The sequence below is a fragment of the Streptomyces klenkii genome, assembly GCF_003626645.1.
Lineage (GTDB): Bacteria > Actinomycetota > Actinomycetes > Streptomycetales > Streptomycetaceae > Streptomyces > Streptomyces klenkii.
The window spans coordinates 216,202-228,070 of record NZ_RBAM01000006.1 but is presented as its reverse complement, the minus strand read 5'-3'; the positions used below and the strand labels follow the sequence as shown (position 1 = coordinate 228,070).

At 73.5% G+C, this 11,869-nt stretch carries 8 protein-coding genes and 1 pseudogene; 2 read left to right on the top strand and 7 right to left on the bottom strand.

The window, feature by feature from the left end:
- The first annotated feature begins 2 nt into the window (after window positions 1-2).
- Window positions 3-2,054, top strand: coding sequence for a DUF8189 domain-containing protein (locus D7231_RS16605; protein WP_120756233.1), 2,052 nt, complete (start codon window positions 3-5; stop codon window positions 2,052-2,054).
- A 347-nt stretch (window positions 2,055-2,401) separates the two neighbouring features.
- A pseudogene (locus tag D7231_RS16600) lies at window positions 2,402-2,639 on the top strand (macro domain-containing protein); the annotation flags it as partial.
- On the opposite strand, the gene D7231_RS16595 reads toward D7231_RS16600, so the two are convergent.
- The 7 genes from D7231_RS16595 to sbnA form a co-directional block, all read right to left on the bottom strand.
- Window positions 2,625-3,899 (bottom strand): MFS transporter, encoded by a 1,275-nt coding sequence (locus tag D7231_RS16595; protein WP_120756232.1) that lies wholly within the window; start codon window positions 3,897-3,899, stop codon window positions 2,625-2,627. The pseudogene D7231_RS16600 and the gene D7231_RS16595 overlap by 15 nt on opposite strands.
- On the bottom strand, window positions 3,896-6,589 hold the full coding sequence (locus D7231_RS16590) for a non-ribosomal peptide synthetase (RefSeq protein ID WP_241999755.1): 2,694 nt from the start codon (window positions 6,587-6,589) through the stop codon (window positions 3,896-3,898). The genes D7231_RS16595 and D7231_RS16590 overlap by 4 nt, the downstream gene beginning before the upstream one ends.
- A 136-nt stretch (window positions 6,590-6,725) precedes the next feature.
- The gene (locus D7231_RS16585) at window positions 6,726-7,550 is read right to left on the bottom strand and encodes a mycofactocin-coupled SDR family oxidoreductase (RefSeq protein WP_120756230.1); all 825 of its coding nucleotides are present in this window, start codon (window positions 7,548-7,550) and stop codon (window positions 6,726-6,728) included.
- Window positions 7,541-8,260 (bottom strand): thioesterase II family protein, encoded by a 720-nt coding sequence (locus tag D7231_RS16580; RefSeq protein ID WP_120756229.1) that lies wholly within the window; start codon window positions 8,258-8,260, stop codon window positions 7,541-7,543. The genes D7231_RS16585 and D7231_RS16580 overlap by 10 nt, the downstream gene beginning before the upstream one ends.
- Before the next feature lie 96 nt (window positions 8,261-8,356).
- Window positions 8,357-9,352 (bottom strand): beta-ketoacyl-ACP synthase 3, encoded by a 996-nt coding sequence (locus D7231_RS16575; protein WP_120756228.1) that lies wholly within the window; start codon window positions 9,350-9,352, stop codon window positions 8,357-8,359.
- Window positions 9,346-10,383 carry a 2,3-diaminopropionate biosynthesis protein SbnB gene (gene sbnB, locus D7231_RS16570; protein WP_120756227.1) on the bottom strand — a complete coding sequence of 346 codons (1,038 nt, stop codon included), beginning with the start codon at window positions 10,381-10,383 and terminating at the stop codon, window positions 9,346-9,348. The genes D7231_RS16575 and sbnB overlap by 7 nt, the downstream gene beginning before the upstream one ends.
- 81 nt (window positions 10,384-10,464) lie before the next feature.
- Window positions 10,465-11,472, bottom strand: a complete 1,008-nt coding sequence (sbnA, locus tag D7231_RS16565; protein WP_120756226.1) for a 2,3-diaminopropionate biosynthesis protein SbnA — start codon at window positions 11,470-11,472, stop codon at window positions 10,465-10,467.
- Window positions 11,473-11,869: the final 397 nt, after the last annotated feature.

The window sequence follows — 11,869 nt, the reverse complement described above, 5'->3', positions numbered from 1 at the left end:
TCATGCATCCGATCAGCAGACGCCGTCTGCTCCAGGGCTGCGCCGCGGCAGGCGCACTCGCAGTGCTGGAGGCCGGGGGCGGCGCGGTCGCCGGTGCCGCGTCGCCCCCGCCCCACCAGTGGATCGGCGCAGGGCCCTTCGCGCACGTCTACGATCCGTCCACTCCCGGTGGACGGCGCTACCTCAACGACCACACGCTGATCAAGGCGGCCGGCCGCTGGCACCTGTTCGGCATCACCGGAGCCGTCGCGCCGCCCGGCCGGGCCCCCGACAGCGCGGCCGAGGTCTCCTTCGCCCACGCCTCCGCCCCGGATCCGTCCGGACCGTGGACCACGCACCCCGACGCGCTGACCGCCGACCCGGCGTACTTCGGCGAGGAACACCTGTGGGCACCGCACGTCATCGAGGCGGGCGGTACGTACTGGATGTTCTACGCCGCCGGCGGGCGGAGCGGCGCCGCCATCAACCTCGCCACCTCGACCGACCTGTTCACCTGGACGCGCGTTCCGGGCGGCCCGCTCTTCCGGGGACGCGTGGCGCGCGACCCGATGGTGGTGAGGATCGCCGGCCAGTGGGTCATGTACTACACCGAACTGTCCGGTCAGGACGCTGGGGGCGGGAACGGTGGGGGCGGCCGGCACGTGGTGGCCTTCCGGCGCTCCGATGACCTGGTGCACTGGAGCGAACCGGGAATCGCGTTCACGGACGCGACCACCGAGGCGACGGTGTCGGTCACCGAGTCGCCCTTCGTCGTCGAACGGGGCGGCTGGTACTACCTGTTCATCGGGCCCCGCAACGGCTACGACGGCACCGACGTGTTCGCGTCCCGGAACCCGTTCTCCTTCGGCCTCGACGGGTACGCGGGCCACGTGCCCGGTCATGCGGTCGAGGTGGTCACCGACGGGCAGGAGTGGCACGCCAGTGCCGCGGGATGGTTCCACCAGGGCCTGCGTCTCGCCCCCTTGCAGTGGCGGGACGTACCGCCGCCCTGGCAGAGCGCTGACAACCCCGTCGCCGGCCTGGACGTCGACGGCCGTCTGACCGTGTTCGCGCTGGACGCGGGCGACGGCGCGTTGCTGCGCCGCGTCCAGCTCGGCCCGCAGTCCGACACCTGGTCGCCGTGGGAGTCGTTCGGCGGACCGGCCGGGGCGGTGCCCACCCTCGGCCGCAACGCCGACGGCAGGCTGGAGGTGTTCTCCCTCGACCCGGGCGGTGCCGGCCTGCACCACCGGGTGCAGCGGCCGGACGGCGGCTGGTACGACTGGGAGGTGTTCGGCGGCGCGGCAGGCGCAGCCCCGGCCGTCGCCCGCAACGCCGACGGCAGGCTCGAGGCCTTCGCACTGGGCCCCGGCGGCACTGCCATCGCCCGGCGGCGGCAGAGCTCACCCGGGTCGCTGACGTGGGAGCCGTGGGACGGCGGCTTCGGCGGGCCCGCGGGCGCACCGCCCGTCGTCGCCGCCAACGCCGACGGACGGCTGGAGGTCTTCGCCCTCGCACCCGGTGGCGAAGGCATCTACCACCGGTGGCAGGAGACGCCCAACGGCCCCTGGGCGCAGTGGAGCCGCTTCGGCACGGCGGCCGGCACCGCGCCGCGCGTGTCCCGCGACGGCAGCGGCAGGCTCACCGTCGCCGCATCGGCTCCGTCCGGTCCGGCAGCGTTCTCCCGGCGTCAGACCGTGCCGAGCGGAGGCTGGGACGACTGGCAACCGGTGTCCGGCTGGACCGCCGGGGCCCCGGTGCTCGTCCCCGACGCCGACGGCAGGCTCGAAGGCTTCGCCCTGTCCCCCGGCGGCTCCCCGCTCAGCCACCGCCGGCAGGTCACCTCCGGCGGCTGGGATGCCGCTGACGACTTCGGCGAGCCCGGCGTCCGGCTCGCCGCCCCGCCGACAGCTGTGGCCGACGCCACCGGACGGATCCACGTCTTCGCCGTCACCACCGAAGGCCGGCTGCGCACCCGTGTCCAGGCCCGGCCCGGCGGCTGGCTCCCATGGAGCGCATTCGGCGACCGCCCGGTCGCGCCCGTCCCGTCGGGCAGCCCCGTGTACTGGACCTGAACGCGTGGTGCAGTGCCGCGGGCGCGCATTGCGGCCGACAGCATGCCGCCGGGGAGGCGCGGCGGGCTGTGACGTGCTGCATCCTCTTATCTGCTGGATGCGTGCTTTGCCGGAATCTCGGAAAGTAGTCAGAAAACGGGGTGAGCGTGGAAGGATGCCCAGGTCACGAACTCTGCTCCCCGCGCCCGCGGGGATGACCCCTCTCACGAAGAGGCAGGTCCGCCATGGAGCGTCTGCTCCCCGCGCCCGCGGGGATGACCCCTGGCGGAGGAAGAGAACCTTGCCGGAGGTGGGCTGCTCCCCGCGCCCGCGGGGATGATCCCCTGGCGCGATGCTGAGCCTGCCCGTCCGTTGAGGAGGACCGCTCGGACCTGCTGGCCTCCTGCCACCGGGAGTCGCTGCGGGTGGCGGATGAGCTGGGTGCGCGGACAGCGGCGTTCCCGGCGATCTCGACGGGCGTCTACCGCCGGCCGGTGGAGGACGCGGCGGCAGGCGGAAACGAACGTGGAGGAGGTCCGCTTCGTCCTCTTCGACGAGCGGGCGTACGAGGCGTTCGCCGCGCAGGCGGATCTACCGCTCTGCTGACGACGGCGGTGACGCGTCGGTGGCCCGGGCCGTGGCGAGGGCCGCAAGCGCCAGTACCGCGGCCCCGGCTAGGAAAGGCGTGCGTAGTCCGGCCAGTTGGGCCAGTACGCCGCCCGTGGCCGCGCCGAGGGCGCCGGCGCCGTTGCTGACGAGTTGGTACGACATGCTGACCCGGCCCAGCAGTTCCGCGGGCACGAGCTGCTGGCGCAGCGTCACCGCCGTGATCTCCCAGATCAGGGACATGGCGCCGTATCCGGCGACGCAGCAGCCCGCGACGAGTGCGGCCGGGGCGGCGCCCGCGGCGGCGGCGGTCACCGCCGAGCCGGTGACGGCCGACAGGAGGACCCGGCGCGTGCCGAACCGCCGCACCAGGCGGGGCGCGGCCGCCGCTCCGCTCACGCCGCCGACCGAGAACGCGGCGATCAGCAGCCCGTAGCCGAGCCCGTCGAGGCCGAGCACGTCCCTCGCGTACAGCACCAGGACCGCGATCATGCCGGTGGTGACGAAGTTCGTGGCCCCGGCCACCAGGCACAGCCGCCGCAGCACGGGTTGCCGCCGGAGCCATCCGACGCCCTCGGCCACGTCCCTACGCAGGCCCCGCACCGCACCAGGCTCACCCGGCTTACGCGGAGCGTCCGGGATCCGGGCGCTGAAGTCCCCGCGGAGCACGAAGACCAGGGCGGCGGCGACGGCGAAGGACACCGCGTCGACGCCGATCGGCAGGGCAGGGGCGATGGCGAACAGCAGCGCACCCAGCGGCGGGGCGAGCAGTGTGGCGGTGACCAGGGCACCGGACTGGAGGGCCGCGTTGGCGCGGATCCGGGCCTCCGGCTCCGCCACGATCGCCGGAACGACCGCGGACCAGGCGCCGGTGTAGAGCGTCTGCCCGCAGCACAGCAGGAATCCGGCGGCGGCGAGCAGCGGAACGGAAGGTCTGCCGGACGCGATGGAGGCGGCCAGCGCACCCGCGACCAGGGCCCTGGCGAAGTCGACCGTCCACAGGACCCGCCGCCGGTCGAGCCGGTCCGCCAGCGCCCCGGCGATCAGGCCGACCAGCAGCCACGGCAGCTGCTCGGCCAGGGTCACGGCCGCGACCTGCCGGGGGTCGTCGGTCACCTGCGCGGCGAGCAGCGGGAGCGCGATGAAGCGCATGCCGTCGCCGAGGCCGGAGACCGTGACGGCGGTCCAGATCAGCCCGAACCCCGTCCCGAGTCTCCCGAAGCTCCCGAATCTCCCGAGGCCCGCCCCGAGCGGCTTCACCGCGCCGTCATCGCCGCTTCGAGCCCGCGCACGGTCGGATTGAGGTAGAACTCGCGCAGGCCGACCGAGGGCAGGCCCGCGTCCCGCATCGCGGCCGAGATGCGTACGGCCAGCAGCGAGTTGCCGCCGAGTTCGAAGAAGTCGTCGTCCGCGGTCACGGCGGTGCCGAGAACCCGCCGCCAGATGTCCAGGATCACGTGGACCGGTCCCTCGCCGCCGGGCGCCGCCGCTTCGGCGGTGCCGTCGTCCGCGCTCCCCAGTGCCGGCGGGGGCAGGCGCGCCGTGTCCACCTTGCCGTTGACGGTGAGCGGCAGCTCCTCGACGACCGTGACGGTGCTCGGAACCATGTAGTCCGGGAGCGTCCGGCCGAGGCTGCCGCGGATCCCGCCCGGTGAGGCGGGGGCGCCGAGCACCACGTAGGCGTCCAGCCGGGCGCCCGCCGGGTCGCCGTCGGGGCCGGCCGCCATGACGACGCCGGCCGCCCGCACGGCGGGGTGTTCGAGCAGCCCGGCCCGGATCTCGTCCAGTTCGATGCGGAACCCCCGCAGCTGGACCTGGTTGTCCATGCGGCCGAGGTGGTCGAGTCCGCCGTCCGGACGCAGCCGGCCGCGATCCCCGCTGCGGTACATCCGCCCGCCTCCGAAGGGATCCTCGACGAAGCGCTCCGCCGTCAGGTCCGGGCGGCCCAGGTAGTGCAGCGCCACCCCCGTGCCCCCGACCCAGATCTCTCCGGCCGCCCCGAACGGCACCGGCCGCCCCTCCGCGTCGCGCACGGACACTGACCAGCCCGGCAGCGCGGTGCCCACCGAGCGGGACCGCCGCACCATCTCCCCGGCGGTCACGGTCCGGGACGTCACGTGCACCGTCGTCTCGGTGATGCCGAACATGTTCACCACGCGGCAGTGCGCGGGCGGGTGGCGGTCGAACCAGCCCTTCAGGACACGGACGTCCAGCGGCTCGCCGCCCAGCACCACCAGCCGCACGGCCAGGTCCCCGGCGGCGCCCCGGTCGGCCTCGATCAGCTGGGCGAACGCGGACGGGGTCTGGCTGAGCACGGTGACCCGTTCCGCGGCGAGGAGCGCGCGGAACTCCCCGGCCTCCCGCGACGCCCAGTAGGGGACCGCGACCAGCCGCCCGCCCGTCAGCAGGCAGCCCCAGATCTCCCAGACCGAGAAGTCGAAGGCACCGGAGTGGAACCACGTCCACACGTCGCCCGGCCCCAGCCGCATGTCGTGCCGCGTGGCGGCCAGGAGGGCGGACACGTTGCGGTGCGGGACCACAACACCCTTGGGCCGGCCCGTCGACCCCGAAGTGAAGATGACGTACGCCGGGTCTTCCGGCGCCGCTCGCAGGCCGGAGCCGGTCCCGTCATCCGCATGGCAGTCGTCCCCCATGCGGTCCAGTTCCTCGGGGCTCGTCACCCGGGTGCCGGCCGGAGCCGGGAAGCCCGCCGCGCCGGTCACGACGACCGTGACTCCGGCGTCCTCGGCGGTGTTGCGGAGCCGCTCGCGCGGATGCCGCACGTCCATGGGGACGTACGCGGCGCCCGACTTGAGGACGGCGAGCATGACCGTGACCGGATCGGCGCCCCGCTCCAGGCACACGCCGATGAGGGTGCCGGGGCCGGCTCCCAGCCGGCGCAGGGCCCGTGCGCGGTGCTCCGCCCGGCGGTCGAGCTCCGCGTACCCGAGCGTGCCGTCGGGCCCGGAGTACGCCACGGCTTCGGGCTGTGCGGCGGCCACGGCCTCGAACGCCGCGTGGACGGTCACCGGGGTGTGCCCCGCGGGAGGAGGTGCCGCTCCCGCGGCCAGCACCTCCGTGGCCTCCTCCGCGGTCATGCCGGCCGCTTCGGCCACCGTCGCCGCCCCGTCGGTTCCGCAGGCGCCGGGGGAGCGGTTCCCGAGCCGCTCCGCCGTACGCACCACCTGTAGGGCGAAGCGGACGGCGATCTCAGAGGCCATCGCGTCCTCGTCGAAACGGCACTCTCCGCGCACGGTGCCGTCTTCGCCCCGCTCCCACCAGAGGGTCAGCGGGAACAGCGGTGCGGCACACGGCTCGTACACCTGGCCCGGGCGTGCGCGGGTCAGCACGGTGCCCACGGAGGGCCGCTCGCCGTCCGGGAAGTCCGGCGGCCCGCCGCACTCCTCCTCTTCCTCCCTTACGACGCCCGTGCCCGGCCGCTCGCCCTCCTCGTAGCGGGCGAGCACGAGAGGCACGGCCGCGAGCAGGTCCTCGTCGGACGCCCGGGCCTGCACGTTCAGGGCGACGGCGGCGTGCGCTCCGGTACGCTCGGGATCGCCCAGGCCCCAGGCGGGCAACCGCCGCGTTGCGGTGGGTGCTTCGCAGGCCGCGGGCGGCTCGCCGACGGCTGGCGGCGCCGCGTCCGCAGCGGTGAGCGCCGATGCCAGCCGGGCCAGTCCCTCGCGCCCCAGCACCGCGCGGTGGGCCACGAGGACCAGATCGGCGGGGCCGTCGTCGTAGGTCAGGAGTACGGCCCGCAGACCGGGCCCGCCGGGCGCGAGCGCGCGCCGTGACTCGGCGGCCCGGCGGCGCAGAGCCACGGGGTCGCCGCTGGGAAGCCCGACGGGCTCGGCCCACAGCCGGAGGTTCTTCAGCGCGGGCCGGCAGCCGGTCGCCCGGGTGAGTCGCGCCTGCAACTCATCGGTCCGGGGAGCGCTCGGCAGGCGCACGGCGAGACCATGACACGCCCGACCGGGTTCCACGGCGGCACTGCTGGACACGTAGGGCTCCTCGGACGTCGAATCTGCGGACTCGGACTCGGACTGGGACTCAGGTGCGGACCGGGGCTCGGGCGCGGGGCCGTGGCTACCAGACGGTGAAGCCGCCGTCCACGGTGATCACTGACCCGGTCACCCGCCGGGACTCGTCGCTCGCCAGCCAGAGCGCGGCGGCCGCGACGTCGTCCGGCTCGACGAGTTCGTTGGACGGCTGGCGCTGCACGAAGGTCTCTTCGTGCTCGTGCACCGGTACGTCGAGCGAGCGGGCGATCTCGCCCAGCATCCGCCCGTCGACCAGCGGGTCGTCCCGCACGGAGCCGGGGCACACGGCGTTGACCCGGACCTTCAGGGGCGCGTAGTCGAGCGCCGCCGCCCGGGTCAGGCCGATCAGCCCGTGCTTGGACGCCACGTACCCGGCGAAGTGCCGGTAGCCGACCAGGCCCGCGGTGGAGGCGATGTTGACCACGGACCCGGATCGCCGTGCGAGCATGCCCGGCACCACCGCCTTGGTCATCCGCCACGCGCCGGAGAGGTTGACGTCGAGCATCACCGACCACTCGCGCTCTTCGACGAGGTGCAGGTCCTTGCCCGACGGAGCCGCGATCCCCGCGTTGTTGACCAGTACGTCGATGCGGCCGAAGCGGTCGGTGGCCGCCTCCACGGCCCGTGCGACGGTGTCGGGGTCGCGCACGTCGCCGGTGGCGGTCAGGACGCCGGCGCCGCTCTTGCGGCACAGCCCGGCGGTGTGCTCAAGCTGTTCGGGGGTGCCGAGGGCGTAGGGCACCTCGTCGAGATGCTCCCCGAGGTCGAAGAGCACCAGGTCCGCGCCCTCTTCGGCGAAGCGGAGGGCACAGGCCCGGCCGAGGCCCCGTGCCGCCCCCGTGATCAGGGCCGTCCGGCCGGTCAGCCGCATACGGCCGTTCCGTTCAGTGAGCGGGCTATCAGCTCCAGCAGGGGACGGGCGCTCTCGGTGAGGTACATGTGGCCACCGGGCAGTTCGGCCGTGGCGAAGCCGAGGCTCGTGGCGCCGCGCCACTGGGCGGCGTCGGCGGCCGAGACCAGCGCGTCGTCCCGCCCCCGGACCGAGGTGACCGGTACGGCGACCGGCTCCTCGCCGCGCGGCCGGTAGCTCTCGTGCATCTCCACGTCCGAGCGCAGCGTGGGCAGCAGCAGGGCGCGCATCTCCGGGTCGTCGAAGGCTTCGTGCCGGTAGCCCGCGAACTCCTTTACCCGCGCCAGGAACGCCTCGTCGTCGAGGCCCGTGGCGCGCTGCCCGCGCGGGGCCCAGGGGCCGGGGCTGCCGCTGACGAACAGCCGCGCCACGCGCGCGGTGCCGTCCGCCTGTAGCCGGCGCGTCAGTTCGTACGCCACCACCGCGCCGAGACTGTGGCCGAACAGGGCGACCTCGCCCGCACCGGAGACCGCCGTGAGCACCTCGGGCAGGAGGCTGTCGGCCGCCTCGTGCACATCGTGGTGGGCAGGCTCCGCGATGCGGCGTTCACGGCCCGGCAACTGCACCGGCAGCACCTGGACACCCGGGACCGCGAGGTCCCGCCAGGGGCGGAAGAAGCTCGCTCCCGCCCCGGCGAAGGGCAGGCAGAGCAGGGGAGTCGGGGAGGACATGCAGGGGTGCACCTTTCGAACAGTCATGGTTCAGGTTGCGAACAGTCGTGGTTCCGGTTGCGAACGGTCACGGTTCAGATGTCGAAGGGTCATGGTTCAGGGCAGCCGTACGACCTGGGCCGCCCAGGACAGCCCCGCGCCGAATCCGAGGAGCAGCGCGAGGCTCCCGCTGCTCACGGTGCCCAGCTCGCGGAGCCGGGCGATGGCCAGGGGGATGGAGGCGGCGGAGGTGTTGCCCGCGTACCGCACGTCGCGTGCCACCGTGACGTGCGGCGGCAGCTCCAGCCGCTGGGCCAGGGTCTCGACGATCCGCAGGTTGGCCTGGTGCGGGACGAAGACGTCGAGGTCGTCCAGGGTGAGGCCCGCGTCCGCCACCGCCCGGCGCGCGACCCCGGGCATCTCCTGGACGGCCCAGCGGAACACCTCCGGGCCGGCCATGCGCATCGTGGGCCAGCCGGATCCGGGGTCGTCCCGGTAGCCGAGCCAGGTGGCGGAGTGCGCGATGAGGTCCTTGCCACTGCCGTCGGATCCCCAGGCGGCCGGGCCGATCCCCGGTTCTTCGGCGGGGCCGAGCACCACGGCTCCCGCCCCGTCGGCGAACAGGAAGGCGGCCGAGGCGTCGGCCGGGTCGACGATGTCGGTCATCTTGTCCGAGCCGACCAGCAGCACGTACTCGGCGGACCCGTCCCGGATCAGCGCGGCGGCCAGCGTGAGCCCGTAACAGAACCCTGCACAGGCGGCGTTGAGGTCGGCGGCCGCCGCGCCGCTGCCGAGCCGGTGCGCGACCTCGGGTGCGCCGCCGGGGCTCTGCCGCATGTTGGACATGGAGGCGAGCAGGACGGTGGACAGCCTGCCCGGTGCGATGCCGGCGTCGGCCAGGGCCTTCCTGGCCGCTTCCACCGCCATGCTGACCACGGTCTCCTCGGGGTCGGCGTACCGGCGTTCGACGATGCCGGTACGCCGCCGTATCCACCCGGCCGTCCGCCCGGTCCTCGCGGCGACCTCGTCGTTGCCGACGACGCGGCGCGGCCGGTACGCGCCGATGCCCATGATCGCGGCGCCCGGTGCGCCGGTTCGCCGCCCCGTCACCATGCTGCTGCGCCCGACTGCGCCGGGGCGGGGAAGAAGCCCGCCACCGGCCGGCTGCCGCCCGCGGCGGCGAGACGGTCGTGCACCCAGCCGCCCACCGCCAGGTCCAGGATGCCGAGGCCGAACGGTGAGAAGACGCTCGCTCGCCCGGCGTCCCGCCGGGCGCGGCCGCGGAGGAGGCCGGCGACGGTGCCGTGGAGGAACTCCCGGTGTCCTGCCTGCTCCGCGGCGAGGTGCAGCGAGGTGCGTTCCCGCACCGCGTGGCCGGGGTCGTCGGTCAGGTTCTGGCTGCGCAGGATCAGTCCGGGCGCGAGGTCCCGCAGCGAGAGGTGGAGCACCACAGGGGCGTGGGCGAGGAGGGCGGGGTCGTGCAGGTGCGGCTCCCCGGCCACGGTGGCGAGGACGACCAGGTCGCAGCCGGCGAACGCGCCCCGGACGCCGTCGGTGACCCGGACGTCGACGGCCCCGTCGTCCGCCAGGTCCCTCGCGAACCGGCCGGCCGCGCCGGCATCGAGGTCGAAGAGGCGGTAGCCGCCGATCCGCCAGCCCAGGTCGCGCAGGAAGCGCCGCACGTGCCCGGCGATCAGACCGGTGCCGACGAATCCGACGCGTTGTGCGGAGCGGCCTCCGAGCAGCGCCTCCGCGGCGACGACTGCGGAGGCGGCGGTCCGGGTGGCGGAGATCAGGGACGCCTCCATGCAGACGTACGGGAACCCGGTGGCGGCGTCGTTGAGGATCAGGACGGCCGAGGCCCGGGGGATGCCGCGCCGGGTGTTCTCCGGGTAGCTGGCGATCCACTTGATGCCGGAGAGGCCGAACTCTCCGCCGAGGCGGGCGGGCAGGGCGATGATCCGGTTGCGGGGTTCGTCCGGGAAGCGCAGGAAGCTGCTGTGCGGGTTGGACGAGTCTCCGGCGTCGTGCGCGAGATAGGCGCGGCGCACCACGTCCGCGCACTCGGGGCGGTGTCCTTCGATCTGCTCGGCCACCTGCGATGCGGTGATGAACGTCATGGGTGGCGGCGGCTGGTCGGTCATGGGCGTGTCCTCCAGTGGGGCGCGGTGACTTCAGGCGCTGCGGCGCGGGAGGCCCGGGAGCGTGTGGAGAAAGTGCCGGACTCAGCCGGCTGTGACCTCGGTTCCCACCGGGGGAAGGACGCTGTCCGCGTTCAGGACGTGGTGGACCCAAGCGGGGTCGTAGAGCGTGTCGGAGTAGGCCCCGCCCCGGTCCGCGCACAGGAATGCCACCGCCGGGCGGCCTGCTGTCTCCCTGCCGGTGAAATAGCGGGAGATGGCGGCGTAGACGCTGCCGGTCGAACCGCCCGCGAAGATGCCGTGCCGGCTCAGTAACCTGCGGCAGCCCTCCGCCGCCTCCGCCTCGGGCACGATCACGACGTCGTCGATGAGCGCCTTGCTCAGCAGGGGCGGGACGAGGCTCGAACCGAGACCGGGGATGCGCCGTGGCCGCGAGGGGCTGCCGAAGATCGCCGAGCCTTCGGAGTCGACCGCGACCACCCGGGCGCCGGGGAACTCCTGCTTGACCCGGGTGGAGAGCCCGGCGATGGTGCCCGCGGTGCTGACGCCGACGAAGACGTAGTCGAGCGCGGGCAGGACGCGGCACAACTCGGCGCCGGTGGCGTGCTCGTGGGCGTACACCGCGTCGGTATTGGCGTACTGGTTGGGCCAGTACAGGGGCGGGATGTCCGCGCGCAGTTCCTGGATGCGTGCGAGACGGGCCTTGAGGTAGCCGCCGGTGGCGTCCGCTTCGGCGACCTTCTCCACCCGGTCGCACAGCAGCCGCAGCTGTCTCTCGGTGGCCGCGTTGACGTTGGGGTCGATGACGGGGATGAAGGTCAGGCCGAGCAGCCGGCAGAACGACGCCATCGACAGGGCGAAATTGCCGGAGGACGACTCGGCGACGGCCGTTCCTTCGCGAACGTCACCGCGCTCGACGGCCCGGCGGAGAATCCAGTACGCGGAGCGGTCTTTGGAGCTGCCACCGGGGTTGCAGAACTCCAGCTTGGCGAACAGGTCCAGGTGCGGGTGGCGTAGCCGGACCACGGGCGTCTCAGGGAGTGAATCCCCGATTCCGCGTATGCGCTCAAGCAGTGGCTGGTCAACCTTCACCCTGTCCCCCGATTGCTGACGCGTCGTATCGCAAAGTCGCACATGTCGCACATGAGAGTTGATCTGCCGAGGGAAACCGCCGCATGGTCGGAGCGGAGTATTCCCTTTCGTTTACGAGTGTGGTGACACCAATACCCCGTGGGCTTTTGCTCGATCCTAAACACGTTTCGGCTCCGCTCTCAAGGAATTCTGAGCCAACTTGAGGAAGAAGGTACTGAGCCGGCATCCGGGGCCGTCCGGAGATCACTTACAGAAACCCTAACTCGTCAGTCGCTTGACAGCGTCAGATCCGCCGTGCCAGCGTTCCGGGCATCTGAAACTCAGCACGGGGATGCAACGGGGGTTGCTGTGTTTGCGGGGTGAGCCGGCCTGATCCGTGCCGCGCGGAGAGCCCCAT

Excerpts from the sequence above, each read along its gene's own strand:
- D7231_RS16605 (WP_120756233.1), top strand. The coding sequence starts at position 3 with ATGCATCCGATCAGCAGACGCCGTCTGCTCCAGGGCTGCGCCGCGGCA.
- D7231_RS16585 (WP_120756230.1), bottom strand. The coding sequence starts at position 7,550 with ATGCGGCTGACCGGCCGGACGGCCCTGATCACGGGGGCGGCACGGGGC.
- D7231_RS16580 (WP_120756229.1), bottom strand. The coding sequence starts at position 8,260 with ATGTCCTCCCCGACTCCCCTGCTCTGCCTGCCCTTCGCCGGGGCGGGA.
- D7231_RS16575 (WP_120756228.1), bottom strand. The coding sequence starts at position 9,352 with ATGGTGACGGGGCGGCGAACCGGCGCACCGGGCGCCGCGATCATGGGC.
- sbnB (WP_120756227.1), bottom strand. The coding sequence starts at position 10,383 with ATGACCGACCAGCCGCCGCCACCCATGACGTTCATCACCGCATCGCAG.